20 protein-coding genes are annotated in these 17,158 nt (G+C 46.8%); 14 read left to right on the forward strand and 6 right to left on the reverse strand.

What is annotated here, in order from left to right; all coding sequences use genetic code 11:
- Nucleotides 1-41: 41 nt before the first annotated feature.
- The 6 genes from ABEQ74_RS04350 (at nt 42) to ABEQ74_RS04375 (ending at nt 4,286) form a co-directional block, all read left to right on the forward strand.
- Nucleotides 42-371 (forward strand): PadR family transcriptional regulator, encoded by a 330-nt coding sequence (locus ABEQ74_RS04350; RefSeq protein WP_430119829.1) that lies wholly within the window; start codon nt 42-44, stop codon nt 369-371.
- Nucleotides 364-921 (forward strand): DUF1700 domain-containing protein, encoded by a 558-nt coding sequence (locus tag ABEQ74_RS04355; protein WP_430119831.1) that lies wholly within the window; start codon nt 364-366, stop codon nt 919-921. Before ABEQ74_RS04350 ends, ABEQ74_RS04355 begins: the two co-directional genes overlap by 8 nt.
- A 59-nt stretch (nt 922-980) precedes the next feature.
- Nucleotides 981-1,790, forward strand: coding sequence for a DUF4097 family beta strand repeat-containing protein (locus tag ABEQ74_RS04360; protein ID WP_430119833.1), 810 nt, complete (start codon nt 981-983; stop codon nt 1,788-1,790).
- A gap of 57 nt (nt 1,791-1,847) precedes the next feature.
- The gene (locus tag ABEQ74_RS04365; protein WP_430119835.1) at nt 1,848-2,474 is read left to right on the forward strand and encodes an FMN-dependent NADH-azoreductase; all 627 of its coding nucleotides are present in this window, start codon (nt 1,848-1,850) and stop codon (nt 2,472-2,474) included.
- A gap of 275 nt (nt 2,475-2,749) precedes the next feature.
- The gene (locus ABEQ74_RS04370) at nt 2,750-3,727 is read left to right on the forward strand and encodes a YpdA family putative bacillithiol disulfide reductase (protein WP_430119837.1); all 978 of its coding nucleotides are present in this window, start codon (nt 2,750-2,752) and stop codon (nt 3,725-3,727) included.
- A gap of 115 nt (nt 3,728-3,842) precedes the next feature.
- Nucleotides 3,843-4,286 carry a DUF441 domain-containing protein gene (locus ABEQ74_RS04375; RefSeq protein ID WP_430119839.1) on the forward strand — a complete coding sequence of 148 codons (444 nt, stop codon included), beginning with the start codon at nt 3,843-3,845 and terminating at the stop codon, nt 4,284-4,286.
- A 168-nt stretch (nt 4,287-4,454) separates the two neighbouring features.
- Here the strand turns inward: ABEQ74_RS04375 and ABEQ74_RS04380 are convergent, their stop codons facing one another.
- Together ABEQ74_RS04380 and ABEQ74_RS04385 are read right to left on the reverse strand one after the other, a co-directional pair.
- A complete protein-coding gene (locus tag ABEQ74_RS04380; protein WP_430119841.1) occupies nt 4,455-4,664 on the reverse strand; it encodes a helix-turn-helix transcriptional regulator in 210 nt (69 codons plus the stop codon).
- 16 nt (nt 4,665-4,680) lie between these two features.
- Nucleotides 4,681-5,127: a hypothetical protein gene (locus tag ABEQ74_RS04385; RefSeq protein ID WP_430119843.1), complete on the reverse strand. Its 447-nt coding sequence runs from the start codon at nt 5,125-5,127 to the stop codon at nt 4,681-4,683.
- A gap of 314 nt (nt 5,128-5,441) precedes the next feature.
- Between ABEQ74_RS04385 and ABEQ74_RS04390 the strand changes: the two genes are divergently transcribed.
- Genes ABEQ74_RS04390 through ABEQ74_RS04410 form a run of 5 tightly spaced genes read left to right on the forward strand, consistent with a single transcriptional unit; the run spans nt 5,442 to nt 8,997 of the window.
- Complete coding sequence (locus ABEQ74_RS04390) at nt 5,442-6,347, forward strand: decaprenyl-phosphate phosphoribosyltransferase (protein ID WP_430119845.1); 906 nt, start codon at nt 5,442-5,444, stop codon at nt 6,345-6,347.
- Nucleotides 6,348-6,375: 28 nt separating this feature from the next.
- A complete protein-coding gene (locus ABEQ74_RS04395) occupies nt 6,376-7,008 on the forward strand; it encodes an HAD family hydrolase (protein WP_430119847.1) in 633 nt (210 codons plus the stop codon).
- Entirely contained in the window at nt 6,996-7,337 is a 342-nt protein-coding gene (locus tag ABEQ74_RS04400) for an EamA family transporter (RefSeq protein ID WP_430119849.1), read from the forward strand. The genes ABEQ74_RS04395 and ABEQ74_RS04400 overlap by 13 nt, the downstream gene beginning before the upstream one ends.
- The gene (locus tag ABEQ74_RS04405) at nt 7,327-7,647 is read left to right on the forward strand and encodes an EamA family transporter (protein ID WP_430119851.1); all 321 of its coding nucleotides are present in this window, start codon (nt 7,327-7,329) and stop codon (nt 7,645-7,647) included. The genes ABEQ74_RS04400 and ABEQ74_RS04405 overlap by 11 nt, the downstream gene beginning before the upstream one ends.
- Before the next feature lie 57 nt (nt 7,648-7,704).
- Complete coding sequence (locus ABEQ74_RS04410) at nt 7,705-8,997, forward strand: DUF6080 domain-containing protein (protein ID WP_430119853.1); 1,293 nt, start codon at nt 7,705-7,707, stop codon at nt 8,995-8,997.
- A 105-nt stretch (nt 8,998-9,102) separates the two neighbouring features.
- Here the strand turns inward: ABEQ74_RS04410 and ABEQ74_RS04415 are convergent, their stop codons facing one another.
- Nucleotides 9,103-10,848: an ABC transporter ATP-binding protein gene (locus ABEQ74_RS04415; protein ID WP_430119855.1), complete on the reverse strand. Its 1,746-nt coding sequence runs from the start codon at nt 10,846-10,848 to the stop codon at nt 9,103-9,105.
- Between the two features lie 133 nt (nt 10,849-10,981).
- On the opposite strand from ABEQ74_RS04415, the gene ABEQ74_RS04420 reads away from it, so the two are divergent.
- Entirely contained in the window at nt 10,982-11,494 is a 513-nt protein-coding gene (locus ABEQ74_RS04420) for an ADP-heptose synthase (RefSeq protein ID WP_430119857.1), read from the forward strand.
- A gap of 131 nt (nt 11,495-11,625) precedes the next feature.
- On the opposite strand, the gene ABEQ74_RS04425 is transcribed toward ABEQ74_RS04420, so the two are convergent.
- From ABEQ74_RS04425 to ABEQ74_RS04435, 3 genes are all read right to left on the reverse strand, one after another.
- Complete coding sequence (locus ABEQ74_RS04425; RefSeq protein WP_053492723.1) at nt 11,626-12,075, reverse strand: NUDIX domain-containing protein; 450 nt, start codon at nt 12,073-12,075, stop codon at nt 11,626-11,628.
- 46 nt (nt 12,076-12,121) lie between these two features.
- On the reverse strand, nt 12,122-12,427 hold the full coding sequence (locus ABEQ74_RS04430) for a HesB/YadR/YfhF family protein (protein ID WP_430119859.1): 306 nt from the start codon (nt 12,425-12,427) through the stop codon (nt 12,122-12,124).
- Nucleotides 12,428-12,784: 357 nt separating this feature from the next.
- The gene (locus ABEQ74_RS04435; RefSeq protein WP_430119861.1) at nt 12,785-12,934 is read right to left on the reverse strand and encodes a hypothetical protein; all 150 of its coding nucleotides are present in this window, start codon (nt 12,932-12,934) and stop codon (nt 12,785-12,787) included.
- Between the two features lie 97 nt (nt 12,935-13,031).
- Here ABEQ74_RS04435 and ABEQ74_RS04440 point away from each other — a divergent pair, with 97 nt between their 5' ends.
- Complete coding sequence (locus ABEQ74_RS04440) at nt 13,032-14,789, forward strand: ABC transporter ATP-binding protein (protein ID WP_430119863.1); 1,758 nt, start codon at nt 13,032-13,034, stop codon at nt 14,787-14,789.
- Nucleotides 14,790-16,895, forward strand: a complete 2,106-nt coding sequence (locus ABEQ74_RS04445; protein WP_430119865.1) for an ABC transporter ATP-binding protein — start codon at nt 14,790-14,792, stop codon at nt 16,893-16,895.
- Nucleotides 16,896-17,158: the final 263 nt, after the last annotated feature.

A 17,158-nucleotide genomic window follows, 5' to 3' on the forward strand; every position in this document is an offset into this window, starting at 1 on the left:
ACCACATAATGATGGACCTACGAAGGGAGGCGCACTACCGCATGAATGTCAATATTCAATTTAAAAAAGGGGTTCTGGAACTATGCGTATTGGTGTTAATCCATCGCAAGGACCAATATGGCTACGAGCTGGCTCAAGCGGTATCCCGCCACATCGAGGTAGCCGAAGGTGCTTTGTACCCCCTCCTTCGCCGGCTTGTTAATGAAGGTTACTGCACCACCTACCTTCAGGAATCGAATGAAGGCCCGCCTCGTAAATATTACAAGCTGACTGACAGCGGCGTAACTTATATGAGATCTATGGTAAAGGAATGGCAAACTTTTGTGAGCAACGTAACCAATCTGATTGAGGAAGGGGATTTGTATGAATAAGAAACAGTTTATTGCTATTTTGGAATCACGTCTGTCGGTGCTTCCCCTGGAGGAAAGCCGAGAATTCATAGAGGAAGTCGAGACCCATTTTGAAATTGGCATCCAGAATGGGCGTACCGAGCAGGAAATTGCCCGGGAACTGGGTGATCCTTTTGAAATGGCCAAGGAAGCATTAGGTGATCGGTATGTGGATATGGAAACACCTTCGCACTCAGCCGTGAACAAGACGTCAGCCTTTGGCAAATATGCGATTGCAACGGGATTGTTCTTCTGTGCCTTGGTTGCTATTCCTTTTCTTGCTGCACTATGGTCAGGCGGTGTCGCCATTGCATTGGGATCCTTGGTTACGATCCTTAGCCCTGTGCTTGTACTGCTTGATTATTTGGTTAACGGGACGTTTTATCCAGCCAAACTGTTCCTGTCCATCTCCTTGATCGGAATCGGGATTTTCCTCGGGTATGCCACACGATCCGTTCTGGTTGGATTAGTATCATTAACATCGAAATACTCCAAATGGAATTCTCGTATGGCGAAAGGTCGTGAAGCGTAGTGAAACGGAAATGGTTATTCAGTTTGGCTATTGCACTTATATTCATAGGAATTATCGGCATGGCAGCAAACAAATTCAAATTCGGAGAAGATCTTATCAGCTACCAGAACAGATGGGGCCTCCAAGATGCGGACAGCCTGAAAAAAATCAAAATAATCAGTGATGCGAAAATGAACTTCGCCTTTGAAGACAGCAACGATTCTGAAGGTTATATTGCTATCGATGGTACACTTCAACCAAAGCAGGTCGAGGTTCTACAAGCTTTTAGTCCATCAGGAAGTGAAATCAATTTAGATCTGACACTGCCTGATTCAATCCAGTTTATGAGCGTGGGCTTTCGTTCCCCGAAGGGCAAAGTTACCATCGCCCTCCCTTCCGGGACAAAGCTAGACGAACTCGAGTTATCCACGTTATCTGACAACATCCAGGTTAGCGGAGCATCCTCCAAGTCGGTTTCCATCTCCGCTAAGTCAGGAAACATTACTATGAACGACATACGAGCCGAGCATTTAAATGCTGAAACATATTCGGGTAATATTCGTGGATCTGATATCAAAGCCTCTTCCCGGCTGATCAACTTATCCGGTAATGTTGTAATGAAAGATTTGGAAGGACCTTCGGACATTGAGGTCACTTCCGGCAATGTGAATGTAGGCCTGCTGGGCGTCTCTTCCGTTAATATTCTGAACAGATCCGGCGACGTGAAAGTTCAGCCCGACCCGTCATTCCGAGGTTTCTATGACCTTAAGTCATGGACCGGATCCATATCGGCGCCCGAGTCGTTGAAAGAAACAACCGATACCATTCAAGTGCAAGCATACTCCGGTGATATCCGTATCGTGCAGGCTAACGCGGTTGACAAACGATAGAAATGAAATATACTATAATTTATAAAGTAAACTACACAACAAGGGGAGTTCTCATACATGTCTAATGTACTATTCATCAAAGCAAACAACAGAGCAATCGAGCAATCGGTAAGCGTGAAGATGTATCATGAATTTTTGGAATCTTTCAAGGCAGCTCATCCAGAAGATCAAATCACGGAGCTGGATCTCTTCGCCGAGAACCTTCCTTATTATGACAGCACAGCTATCAATGGCATGTTCAAAGCAGCCAAAGGATTCGAAGCTACTCCTGAAGAACAAGCGGCTGCTGCTAATGTCACTAAATATATAGACCAGTTCCTTGCTGCAGATAAGATCGTGTTCGCTTTTCCATTGTGGAACATGACCGTACCTGCTGTCCTGCATACGTATATCGACTACCTGAACCAAGCAGGAAGAACATTTAAATATACACCGGAAGGCGTTGTTGGCCTTGTAACCGGCAAAAAAGTGGTTATCTTGAATGCACGCGGCGGTAACTACTCCGAGGGACCAATGGCTGCTGCAGAGATGGCCGTCAACTTCGTAATGGGCAATCTCCGTCAATGGGGTGTACAGGATATCGAGACGTTGATCATTGAAGGCCATAACCAATTGCCGCATGAAGCAGATTCGATTATTTCGCAGGGCCTTGAGCTTGTTAAAAAGGCTGCTGCCGGCTTCTAAACAGCAATTCTTATATAAGACTTAGATCATTATAGATAAGCCACCTCCACTGTTTAGACAAGGGGGGTGGCTTTTTACTTGTAAAGCTGTCGCTCCTTCAACGTCCATCCTTTTGTATTGTGAACTACCTGTCCTTTTTTTCGGATTCTTCCTGTACGCTTCACTTTGCGGGACCTGGATTTATCCGTATATTTGCTGTAGGATTATTAGTGCTTATAGTTAGCTAATATTATGACACAAGCATTGACACAATGCTGACCTTAAGGAGGTTCACCATGCTCGACGTCTTAATTATTGGTGCTGGCCCATGCGGCCTCTCTGCTGCCATTGAGTGCAGCCGTCAAGGCCTCAGCAGCGAGATCATCGATAAACATAACGTAGTTCATTCCATCTATCTCTATCCGACACATATGCAATTTTTCAGCACGGCGGAAATGCTTGAAATCGGAGATGTTCCTTTTACGATTTCTAACGATAAACCATTTCGGCATGAAGCGCTGGCCTACTATCGTAAAGTTGCCCAGCATTTTAATCTCAAGATATCCCCATATGAAGAGGCTCTCGCGATTACCAAGCAGCCAGATGGCAGTTTTCAAGTGAAAACGCAGCGCCGCGGCGGGGTAGAATCCATTCGACAAGCCAAGCATGTCATTATTGCTACCGGATATTTTGACCATCCGAATTATATTGGCATTCCCGGAGAAGACTTGGAGAAAGTCACTCATTATTTCCGCGAAGCCCATCCCTATGCCGGCATGAAAACTGCGATCATCGGCGGCAGTAATTCCGCAGTAGACGCAGCGATGGAGCTGATCCGTGTGGGTGCGGAGGTTACGATGGTATACCGGGGCGAAGAAGTTTCGCAGAACATTAAGCCTTGGGTGCGACCACTATTCGATAGTCTGGTGCAGAAGGGTCAAATTCAGCTGCATCTGAACTCACGTGTCGTGCAAATCACAGAGTCGGCCATCACTGTTCTTTCGAATCAAGGTCAGGAATCGATCATCGAGAATGATTTTGTACTGGCGTTAACCGGATTCCGTCCAGATCGTAAACTGCTTGCCTCCTCCGGTGTAGAACTAAATGAAGATATGGAGAAACCGCTTTTTAATCCGGACACGATGGAAACCAACGTACCTGGACTCTATGTAGCCGGTGTTATTGCATCCGGTCGTAATGCCAATGAAGTATTCATAGAGACAGGCAGGCTCCATGGTCGTCTGATTGCTCAGCATTTGGCCTCAAATAGCTGATACACAACATTTCTCAATCCTTTCGATTGATAGATGCTGTCTTCTCGCGATATCAGAGAGGCTTGCGGCCCCCAGTTTCTTGCTTTCTGATATCTAAAACATAAGGAGTGTTCCCATGGACATAACTTCACTCATCCTACTGGCGATGGCAGGTCTTGGCATTATCAGCAGCAACACCGCTGTCACGGTCGCCATGCTGGTCTTGCTGTTCATTCGTGTGACCGGATTTCAGCAAGCATTCCCCTGGCTGGAGAAATACGGACTGACAGTCGGCATCATTATTCTCACGATTGGCGTAATGTCGCCGCTGGCCAGCGGCAAAATGAGCCTTCAATCGATCGGCGAATCCTTCCTCAACTGGAAGTCGCTCCTCGCAATCGCCGTTGGCATGCTTGTCGCTTATCTTGGCGGCCGGGGAGCCACACTGATGGGCAGCAATCCCACGGTGGTTGCTGGTCTTCTCGTCGGTACTGTGCTTGGAGTAGCCTTATTCCGAGGCGTCCCTGTAGGCCCGCTTATCGCTGCTGGTCTGCTGTCCTTGATTATTGGCAAATCGTGAAGAACAGTTGCAACCTTCTAGAGAAAAAACATTACGACCGTTCCCCGGTGGAATACCGGGAAACGATCGTAACATATTCTCTTTATTCTTTATACTTCACAGGTGTATAACCAATTTTTCAGTTCGCATGTCGTTTTTTTCTGTACTCGTCCAAACGTCTTACTGGCATTATTCATTGAGGATAAACAGTTCCTCCACTGGAATGCCGAATATCTTGGCAAGTTTTAGTGCCAATAGCGTACTAGGGATAAACTTTCCGTTTTCAATCGTATTAATTGTTTTTCTTGTCACGCCAACCCTTTCGGCCAGCTGCTCCTGGGTCAGTTGGAGCCGGGCCCGATTCATTTTGATCGTGTTCTCTAATCTTTCCTCGCTCATCGTCTTCACCCTGGCATTATTCTTTTTCAAAGCTCATGTAGGCAATCATTGAAGCAACTACTCCTATAAATAAGACCGCATGCAAAATAAAACTCGTCGGAGCTTCGATCCAGAAGCTTAGGGGAAACAAAACAGCCATCGAACCCATCAGCACCCAAAATCCAACCGCATAACTTCGGGTCCGGATCAATCGTGTATATTCATCATTTAACGCTTTAGCCATCTCCCGATTTTTGCGAAGAGACCATGATCCCAGCTGTATTCTGATCAAAAAATACACCCAAATAACGCTTCCTGTTACAGAAACCCAGGTCATCCAACTACCAGATAACGACATATAGTTATTCCCAGAAATTAAATAAGAAATCAGATACGGAACTTGCCAGATAATAAATCCCACGATAATGCCAATTAAAAATCTTTTACGCTGCAATTCAATTTTTGAAATTCCCGTTACCAACATTATCTTCCCCCTTAACATGTAACCTTTACTACTCATTATATAACCCTAAGGTTACATCTTGTCAAGAATATTTTTCCAGGACAATGCCTTATATTATCAATTACATGAATGCACTGGATTTCAATGTCTTTGATAATAACAATAATCTTCATCCTGGTTCGTGAACGTATTAGGAGGTTTATTTGTTCTATATATGAGTGTATTATCGGATGGCATATTACTATATATAGTCTATTTTATGGTATGATAGCTATCGTGTTTTAGCGGCTCTTCTATAATCCCTTGTAAAATATGATCCACCAGGAGGTAACGCTTTGTCTTCAACGAATACAGAAACGACCGCAGCCCCGCTAAGACAGATGCCTCTGCTGCTCTTCAGGCAATTACGACCGAAGCAGTGGACGAAGAACCTGTTAATCTTTGCAGCTCCTTTATTTTCATTTGAAACCGTAGGCCCCAGATCACTGTTCGAAACCATCATCGGTTTCTTCCTGTTGTCCTTCGTTTCCGGCTGCGTATACATTGTGAACGATTATGCCGACCGCGAAGCGGACCGCAACCATCCGGTGAAGAAACACCGTCCTATGGCTTCTGGAGCGCTGCCGCCACAGCTTGCGATTGTGTTTGGCGCACTGCTACTCATGGTTTCTTTAGCTGTGTCTTATGTACTGAATCCGCTGTTTACCGGCTTATTACTGCTTTATTTTGCCATGAATGTTGCCTACTCCTTCCGGCTGAAGCATGTTGTCATTATCGACATTATGATTATCGCGGCAGGGTTTGTACTGCGCGCTATCGCAGGTGGACTGGTTATTCATGTCCCGTTCACACCATGGTTCCTGCTCTGCACCATGCTGCTCTCCCTCTTCCTCGCGATCGGTAAGAGACGACACGAGCTATATCTGCTTCAGCATGACAAGGGCTCCCATCGCAAAGTGCTGGATCAATATTCTTTTGATTTGTTGGACCAGATGAGCAGCATCGTAACCACAGCAACCATCATCAGTTACTCGCTGTTTACCTTTACGTCCGGACGAACCGTACACCTGATGTGGACCATACCGCTAGTGATTTACGGGATGTTCCGTTATCTTTATCTGATACATATCGAGAAAAAAGGCGGCGCACCTGACCGGGTACTTCTGGAAGACACACATATCCTAGTCACCGTAATCCTTTATGTAATTAGCGTCATTGGGATATTGATTTATTTTGAATAATACTGAATGGTTAAACGAGGGAAATCTTATGAAGCAGAAATTCGCAATCTTTGACATCGACAAAACGATTATACACACGGACTCCATGTTTCAATTCCTGAAGTACGGTATCCGAAAAAAACCGGCCAGTTCGCCGGTCATTCTGAATGTCGTGCTGCGTTCCCTCCTATACAAACTGAGGCTCATGGAAGCCGAAAAGGCGAAAAGTGTTTATTTTCATGCCATGCGTCACCTGGAGGATAGCGACCTGAAGCATTTTTACGAAATGGAATTAAAACCAGCGATTTATCGCAATGCGATGAAGGAAATGCAGGATAAGAAAAGCAAAGGCTATCATGTACTGCTCGTAACGGCATCCCCTGACGCATATATGAGATACTTTGCAGAGCTGCCTTATGTCGACAAGGTGATCGCTACGAAACTATCTGTACAGAACGGACGCTTTACGTCTATGATCGAAGGGAATAATTGTAAGGGAGAGGAAAAAGTACATCGGATTCAGCAATATTTAAGTGAACAGCAGCTAACCATAGACTATGAATCTTCCTGTGCTTATTCCGATTCTTTATCCGATCTGCCGATGCTGGGACTTGTCAAACACAAATTTTTGATCAATCACAAATCCGCTCATGGATGCGAGGGATTAAGATGGAACAGATAAAAGCAAAAAGCACACCTCGACATCTGGGCAAGCTGTTCATGATCATGTCGGCTTTTTTGACGGCTACCGGCCAGCTGTTCTGGAAATGGGGACATTCCAATCTGCTATACATGGGAATCGGTTTTATCTGTTACGGTCTTGGAGCCATTCTCATGATCAAATCATTTTCCCTGGAGAAGCTGTCCGTCGCCTATCCTCTCATGTGCATAAGCTATATCGTCGCTCTGTTCTATGGCGATTGGTTTCTTGATGAACCGCTAACCCTGCAAAAGCTGGTTGCCGTAGCGCTGCTTGGAATCGGGGTGACTTTAACTTCCTATGAAAAATGACGGGTTTCTATACATACTTCTGCTCCTGATGACTTTACTGGGCTCCTTGGGCAGCGTATTCTTCAAGGGCTATACCGCGCGTAAACAAATCAAGCTGCTGCTGATCGGTTTTCTTAGTTACGGTCTGGGGGCCTTGCTGAACATTTACCTGCTCGGGGAACTTCCCTACACATTAGTAATGCCGGCCAACGCACTCACGTTCTTGTGGGCGCTATTGTTTGCCAAACTGGTATTCAAGGAAACCATCGGGATTCAAAAAATTGCCGGTGTGGCCTTCATCATCTCCGGATTGCTTCTTCTCATCTGGTAAGATGAGCCGGCTAAGTGTTGGTCGGTACATATCAAGGAAAGACGGTGGGACGAAAACATGACTTTTTTCTATTATTTATTTCGAAATAAAAAAGATAACTACACGGCGATCGGCTTAAGTGTATGTTTGGCCATATGGTATATTTTCATGAATCTTCCATTCGTGAATTATATTAAGGATCATGCTGCTGAGTTGATGCCGCACAGCCCGTTCTACGGAGCGCCTTTTACACTCAACCTGTTTAACTTCGATCCTTCTATGGAATATGGTCCAGAGAACATCTCGATCATTCATCCTTTTATCAATTTCCTGACCAGTCCGTTGGTGACGATGATCGGAGGCTCTAACCTCCCCTATCTGCTGATTCAGTCCATCTTGAATGCCTTCAGCGCTGCACTGGTCTATTACATTATCAGGAGATGCGGCGCCGGCTGGACGCTGTCCTTTGTGACAGCTGCTTTCTTCGGTATTAGCTCCTATTCGCTGTTCACGACACTCATTCCAGATTCATATGCTTATGCGCAGTTTATGATTATCCTCTCAGCTGCATATCTGCATTATTGCCGTGTGGAGAAGCGCTTTGCCGTCATCCCGAATGCCTTCCTGGCTCTGTTTAACTTCGGTATTACTTCTACGAATGTTGCGACGTTCGCGGGATCGCTGCTGATCAGCCAATTCGACAGACGGCAAAAGGGTACATTTAAACGTTTCATGATCATCATGCTCGTTTTTCTGGGGATGGCGGCGATCGTTACCCTGCTCCAGCACTTGCTGTTCTCCGGTAAATCATGGATCGGAAATATATTCTCAAGCGTGCAGAACGGTGCACTCAGCTATGTTACTCCTTTTTCATTCGAGCATCATTCACGAGTCTTCTACATGCTGTTTGTGAGCCCCGTCCTGTCGCCTGAGCTAGCCATGATCGATCCAGGAATCGCTGCCTTCGTAACGAACTTGGCCAAGCCGTATCCAATTTATGTTCATATCGTCGGGCTCGGAATGCTTATACTTGCGATTCTATCTTTCATAAAGGGAATCCGGTCGCGAGATACCTGGGCGTTCAGCATCTACATTCTGTTTGCCATACTGCTGCATATCATCGTGGGGTTTGGTTTGGCTACTTATGCGTATGATCTTTACTTGTACGCAGGGCATTATCTGTTCGCCATATTTGTGCTTGCCGCGATGTTTATCGCGAGCACAAAGCACCTCCGGATTCAGCAGGCTTTAACCGGCATTATGACTCTGTTCCTCCTTACCACCTTGGTGAACAACATCATCTTGCACGGACAGATACTGGATTATATTCAGATGACCTATGACACGGTATTCAAGAATATCCAGAAATAATCTCTTGAAACATGAATAGACCCGTCCACAATAAACTAGGCCTCCAGGGCCTATCTATTGTGAACGGGTCTTCTCGTCGTTTATGGAATTTAAGCAGAATATTTATCAATTCTCCAGATGCTGAACGTTGTACAGTCTGGCATAACTCCCATCACGATCCATGAGCTCGCTATGTGTTCCCTGCTCGGTAATCCTGCCGTTCTCAAGCACAACGATTTGATCGGCATGTGTAATGGTGGAGAGACGATGAGCTACAATCAGTGTCGTTCGGTTGCTTGACAAGGACTGCAGGGCCTGCTGAATCAAATGCTCGGATTCCAAATCCAGAGCCGAGGTGGCCTCGTCCAGTACCAGGATGTCCGGATCTTTCAGAAAGACACGTGCGATCGCCAGCCTCTGCTTCTGCCCTCCTGATAACTTGACACCCCGTTCTCCCACTTCCGTATCATAGCCTTGTGGCAGCTGGGTGATGAAATCATGGGCATTAGCAGCTTTGGCAGCCGCGATAATCGCATCGTCATCTGCATCCGGGTTACCAAACAGAATATTCTCTCGGACCGTACCGCTGAACAGGAAGTTGTCCTGAAGCACCATACCAATCGATCCGCGTAAACTGTCCAGGGTCAAGTCCCTAACATCGTAGCCACCCATCTTCACGGCTCCCTGCTGTACGTCATAGAACCGCGGGATCAGCCCAATTAACGACGATTTGCCGCCGCCGCTCATGCCAACGAACGCTACCGTCTGGCCTTGCTGAATGGTCAGGTTAATGTCCTCAAGCACCCAGCCTGCCTCATCATTATATTTGAAGTATACATGTTCGAATTCGATCTGTCCTGCCGTCTTGAGTGTCTTGGCATTTGGACGGTTCACAATGTCATAAGGCTCGTCCAAGAGCTCCTTGACCCGCTCCAGCGAGGCTGAGGCCTGCGTCAGAACCGTAGAAGAGTTGATCAAGCGGCGCAGAGGCGCATACAAGCGGTCGAGATAACCAAAGAACGCAACAAATGTACCCAATGTCAGATCTCCTTGAATGACTCGGTAGCCCCCATAACCGATAACCAGAATCGGAGCAATATCGGTCAGCGTATTGATAATGGAGAACGTAAGTGCATTCCAGCGCGTTGCGGCCATTGCTTTATTCAGAAAATTGCCGTTGATTCCTTCGAATTTCTTCTGGTCGTACCGCTCCAGAGTAAAGCTTCGAATGACCGAGATGCCTTGAATCCGCTCATGCAGGTACGCCTGAATGCCTGCGAGCGCTTGCGATCGGTCTTTAGTCAAACGCTTAAGCCGCTTATACAGCAGATTGACTGCAAGTCCATACAACGGAAGAACCGAGATAGCAACCAGTGTCAGCACCGGATTCATAAAGAACATAACGATCAGTACAAACAGCAGAGTAAACATATCCAGCCATATGTTCATCATGCCAACTTCCACCAGGTTTTTGGATTGCTCCACGTCATTGATAAAACGGGATATCGCCTCTCCGACCTTCGTGTTCTGATAATAGCGAAGAGATAGACGCTGAAGATGGGCATAAAGCCGATTTCGCATATCAAATAAGATCCTGCTGGTAATGAACTGGGCAAAATACTGCCGCAAAAATTCCACCGGTCCGCGCACGACAATAAATAACACAAGTGTCCCCGCCAGAATCCACATCAAATCCTGAATTTTCTGTTCTACGGAAATCTGCTGGTTGATCAACAGATCGTCCACGACATATTTCATGATCATCGGCAGCAAGAGCGGAATTGCAAATTTAATCATGCCGATGATGAGTGTTAGAACGATCCACTTCATATAGGGCTTAACAAAAGGATAATAGATTTTCCATGACTTCAAAGGTGATAACAGCCCCTTTCTTAAGTAATATCCGCTTGGTTGTTAAATGCAGAGCAGTTGACATTTATGAACTTCAATGCTTTATTAGTTCTAATCTTATAAATTGTATCATGTCTTGCAGGAGGATTTAGTCATGACCCGAGTTTTCGTGACGGAGGCCGTTATGCTCGCCATATATGGTCAGTTGTTAATACCAACCAAATCCGTCGAATATATTATCCCATACACTACCATTCTGGAATTATATGAACTGCATACAACTGAGGAACACCTCATGAATAGCAGTGCCGATGATGAGCATGTCAAGACCAGAATCGGCGAATTGATTTCCTATTTTGAAGAGCCTTTGAACCGAAAGAAAATCGAACGCGCCTTGCAGTCTCCCTGGGCCAAGAGCCCTTTCATTCCCGTGAGTGAAACTACTCGGGTATCGGTCATGAACACCCTTGATACCGCGCCATATGGGGAATCCTTTGACCCTGTGGAAACCGAGCTCCTGCTAGCATCCCAAAGAGCGGAGGCACCCATACTGACAGATCAATACGAATTGATCCAACGCATCGTGGAAGGAGCGCTGCCTGTTCAGGTATTTGATATTGATGACTTTGATTTCGCGCTGGAATTCCCCGTTTCGAAGCAACCTTGATAGTCAGAATACTGCTCCATACTCAAAAGGAGTCCCTCCCCGGTTGAATGGGGCTGGGACTCCTCATTATAACCGAAAAAAATTCCCCCTGCGGGGAATTTAAGTCGCAATAATGCCGCATGAATATGCTTTTAGCACTTCTTTTTTACCTTATCCAGCAAACGAATGGTAATCGCATCCATCGCGGGCAGCGCTGAAAAGTCAAAATATTTAAGTGATACTTCCGTATTGGGGGACAAATGAATTGCACTGTGCAGACCGGTTGCTTCGTAGACCCCGATCACATAATACACCTCATCCCCGCCAAGATGCTTCTTCATATATTCCGGACCTGATACCAGATCCAAGAGTCGCATATCATCCGCTGTCAGACCGCTCTCTTCCCACAATTCTCTGGACGCTGTGTCTTCAAGAGCCTCACCGGGCCTCAGGTTTCCGAGCAGAATTCCCCATTCGTCCCTGTTCTGCCGTTTCAGGAGCAGAATCTCTCCATTCTCGTTCAGCACCAGCACTGCCGCCTTCACACGGACCACCGAACGTTTGCCGATGTATTGGCGAATATCACGGTGATATACGCTCACCTTGGGAGCCTCCTTTCCCTAGATGACGCTGCAGTCTCACTTCATGTTAATTTACTGCGCCCTCTTCTTCATAAATATACAAAATATCATCCAAGGATTCCTCATATTTCACACGGAGTGTATACCCCTTCAAATACCATAGATCCTGCTCTTCCATAAAAAATGTTAGCTCATCGGATCGCTCTGTCAATCCAGCTTCTCTTGGTTCCTCCACCGAAATACCTAGCGAGAAACCGGGATGAAGCCCCCCGCCGGAGCTATATCGTGGAAAGAAGCGCACGAACGTGCCTGCTTGAAGATCAAGCTCCCTCTTATACCAACTTGCTGCCTGGTCACTGACTTGAATTTGCATGCTGTCGTACTCCTTCCTTGGATATCTTATAATTGGGCCCCTGTCTTCTTAGAGACTGGAGATCTTAGGGACGGTATCATCCAGTGAGTTGTAATATTATCATAACGCATACATATGCTCGGTTACAAATCATTTTGATAAATAAATAGTGACATAAAGTGCTATCCAAATAGGCTTTTGCAAGTATCATCGAGCGAAACGAAAAAATAAGTTTGACACATTCCAGTTCATGGTGATAAAATTCAGTCCATAACGAGATCAGATTGAATAAAATGTAAATTTAAAAAGAAAGGGTGAGTGACATGTTGAAACTGTTTGCAATGGATCAAGATCATCTGGATCATAAGTTCTTACAATTTAATATGGATCGACTCCCCACAGATGCTGTGTCATCGTCATCCAGCCTCGTTCATACTTCTGCAATGATGCAACGATAAGAACGAAGCTGTTAACTGCTGCACGGAACTCATGGGAGGTCATGATCACCGTGCGTAATGATAAGTTCAAGATTAATGAAGCATATCTTCCGTCGCCGGATGATGTGCTTTTTTTGGTTTTGTAGATGATTACGATGCCATAACGACATACGAAAGGAAGGGATAATGTGTTTGCCGTACTAAAAAATTTAGGCTGGTTCTTCAAACAAGAGAAAAAACGTTATTTAATCGGTCTAGCGCTGCTCATCTTCTGCGGACTGGTTGAGCTGGTTCCGCCGCTGCTGCTCGGAAATGCTATTGACGATATCGTAAGCAGTTCCATAACCTGGGCCTCCCTCATCAAATATTTGCTCATGATCCTAGGTATCGTTGCGGTTGTATACTGTGCTACTTACATATGGATGCATCGTTTGTTTGGGGGCGCAAACCTTGTAGAACGCTTGCTTCGTACCCGGTACATGAATCATCTGCTGCGGATGCTTCCGCCGTTCTTTGAACGTAACCGTACCGGCGATTTAATGGCCAAGGCCACCAATGACCTTCGCTCCGTAGCAGCGACTGCCGGCTTCGGCATGCTTGTCATGACGGACTCTACCATATACCTGATCGTCGTTCTGTTCGCCATGGGATTCATTGTCAGCTGGAAGCTGACACTCGCGGCTATTCTACCTATGCCGATCATTGCCATTGGCATGGTCATCTACGGAAGAGCCATTCATAAGCGCTACACGCTGGCGCAGGATGCTTTCGGTGACATGAACGACCAGGTTTTGGAATCTGTTGCCGGCGTTCGTGTCGTACGTGCCTATGTCCAGGAGCGCGCGGATCAACAGCGTTTCCAGGACATTACGGACGATGTATATCGCAAAAATCTTGCGGTTGCCAAGGTTGACGCCTTTTTCGAACCTACCATTAATTTTTCTATAGGTCTCAGCTATGTTATCGGTTTATCCTATGGGGTGTACCTGGTCTTCCAAAATCAGATCACACTCGGAGATCTCGTTTCGTTCAATATGTATCTCGGGATGATGATTTGGCCGATGTTCGCGATCGGCGAATTGATCAACATTATGCAGCGCGGAAACGCCTCCTTGGATCGGGTCAACGAAACCTTAATGACCCCGCCGGATGTTACCGACGCCGCAAACCCAGTTGAAGTAAAGATACCGGAAACCATTCAGTTTAAGGATGTTACCTTCCGCTACCCGACCTCGACAATTAATAACTTGACGAATATTAACTTTACACTAGAAAAAGGCCAGACACTCGGCGTCGTAGGCCGCACAGGGAGCGGTAAATCGACGCTGCTGAAGCAGCTTCTGCATGAGTACCCTACCGGAACCGGCGACATCCTCATATCGGGTGTACCGATGGAATCTTTGGCGACCGACCAGCTCCACAGCTGGATTGGCTATGTCCCGCAAGAGCAGATTCTATTCTCCAAGACGGTGCGCCAGAACATCCAGTTCGGCAAAAAGAATGCCAGTGACGAACTCATCATGGAGGCTATCACTACCGCCGCGTTTGACCGCGATCTGGTTACCCTCTCCGACGGTCTTGACACCATTGTCGGCGAGAAAGGCGTAGCCTTGTCCGGTGGACAAAAACAAAGAGTCTCTCTGGCCCGAGCATTTATCGGCGATCCTGAAATCTTGATCCTGGACGATTCCTTGTCCGCAGTGGACGCACGAACGGAAGCCAGAATCATTGATAATATCCGGAGCAAACGTGCTGGCAAGACGACCCTGATCTCAACACATCGTCTCTCTGCCGTCCAGCATGCCGACCTGATCGTTGTGCTGGAAGACGGTAGAATTACGGAGCACGGAACCCATGAAGAACTGCTGGAGCTCGGCGGCTGGTACCGTGAGCAATTCGAACGCCAGCAGGTAGAAAACAATTTGACCTCGGAGGAGGTGTCTTAATTGACTCCCAGTGACACGACCATATCGAATGAATCCGGAATAGCCAAACGGCTGTTTCGATATGCCTTAACGGCAAAAGGTACCTTCATCACTGCCTTGATTCTACTCGCTATCGGAGTAGCGGCAGAGCTCGCCGGCCCCTTCATCGCAAAAACGATGATTGACGAGCATATTCTGGGCATCGAGCGCCCTTATTACCAAACGTCGCATGCTCAAGGTGCCGCATCCTATAACGGGACTTATTATAAACGTCAGGATCGCTTCCAGGAAGGTGAGACGAAGGGACAGGAAGTACGCCTCGTTCAGGCAGGCCGCAGCTTTTATTTCATTGATGAGCCGGTAGCCCGAACTGAAGGCAACCGCTCCTTTAAAGACGGTATTATTACCATTTCTTACGGTTCGGAAGAAATACAATATCCAGCTGTCAAGTTAACCAAGGACCAGCTGTTTCAATTTTATAAACCAGAGCTTCCCAGCATCTACAAGCTGGTCGGACTATTCCTGATCTGTCTGCTGATCTCCATGATAACGGTGTTCGGCAGGACTTACTGGCTGCAATCCGCAGCCAATCGGGTCATCCAGAAGCTGCGTACCGATGTATATGCCCATATTCAGCGGCTGCCCGTCAACTTCTTTGATAATCTACCTGCAGGCAAAGTGGTTTCCCGGGTAACTAATGATACCGAAGCAGTGAAAGACTTGTTCGTTGCAGTATTATCCAACTTCAGTTCTGGCGCCGTGTATATCACGGGTGTTTATGTCGCCTTGTTCCTGCTGGATGTGAGACTTGGCCTGATCAGTTTGTTTGTCATCCCTATGCTGGTTGTATGGACCATCCTGTACCGTAAATTTGCTACCAAATACAATACGGTTATCCGCTCCCGACTGAGCGAGATTAACGCCATTATTAATGAATCCATTCAGGGAATGGCCATTATTCGTGTATTCCGCCGCCAAAAAGCGACCCAGGAAGAGTTCGAGGCGTTGAACGCGGACTATATGGCTCATCAGAACAAAATGCTTAATCTGAACTCCTTCACCACACACAACCTGGTGACTGTGCTGCGTAACATTTCCTTTGTGGTCGTGCTTTGGTACTTCGGGTCGGCCTCATTGAACGGGGCGGGCATCGTCTCAATCGGCGTACTCTACGCCTTCGTTGATCTCCTTGGCCGCATGTTCCAGCCGATAACCGGCATGGTTAACCAGCTTGCCGCCCTCGATACCTCCATCGTCTCCGCCAAACGGGTATTTGAGCTGATGGATGAAACAGGCGAAAAAGTAACGGACGGCAGCATGCCGCGTTATTTAGGAAATGTGGAGTTTCAGGATGTATCGTTCGCTTACAAGAAGGACTATGTACTTAAGAACATTTCATTTGAAGCAAAACAGGGGCAAACCGTGGCGCTTGTTGGACATACCGGCTCTGGAAAGAGCTCTATCATCAATCTGCTGTTCCGCTTCTATGACCCACAGAAGGGCACGATTACCATTGATGGGGTGCCTGTGACCGATATTCCTAAGCAGTGGCTCCGTAAGCATATGGGAATCGTCCTGCAAGACCCGTACCTCTTCACCGGTACGATTGCTTCGAATGTCAGTCTGGGTGACCCGAGTATTACACGGGAACAAGTGGAGCAGGCACTTCGCGACGTGGGTGCCGATAGACTGCTCGCTCATCTTCCACAAGGCTTTGATGAGCCGGTACTGGAAAAGGGCAGCACACTGTCAGCTGGTCAGCGCCAGCTAATCTCTTTTGCCCGGGCTTTGGCGTTCAACCCGGCCATCCTGATCCTTGATGAAGCCACCGCGAACATCGATACGGAAACAGAAGCATTGATCCAAGAAGCGCTGGAGGTTCTGAAGCGTGGACGTACGACATTCATCATTGCCCACCGCTTATCTACGATTCGCAGCGCCGACCAGATTTTGGTCCTTCATCGCGGAGAAATTGTAGAACAAGGATCCCATGATGAATTGATGGCCTTGGGCGGAAGATACTTTAAAATGTATCAGCTTCAGCAAGGCAGTACGGCGTCGATTTCAGAGAATAAGGAAACCGTGATGGCCGCTGCCAACAGTAACATGGCCGGTGGTCAGAGGTAAACTGAGAACTCCATGCTTCTATGGAGACATTAATAAAAGGCTGCCCCAAATGTAGATCTGATTTTTTTGACGAGACACCTCATTAGATGATAGATTCACAAAAAACAAATAAATGGTGGTACCAGAGATCAATTCTGTGCCACCATTTCTTTATTTTGGTCAAACGCCGCCTTCTCAAAGAAATTGTGAGGGCGCTTTCTTTGTGTTAGCTGTTTATAATGGTTCGTACGCGGAGCGTCTTGCACGCAAAAAGAAGCTGTCCC

The organism is Paenibacillus solani (assembly GCF_050475945.1).
Taxonomy (GTDB): domain Bacteria; phylum Bacillota; class Bacilli; order Paenibacillales; family Paenibacillaceae; genus Paenibacillus_AQ; species Paenibacillus_AQ solani_A.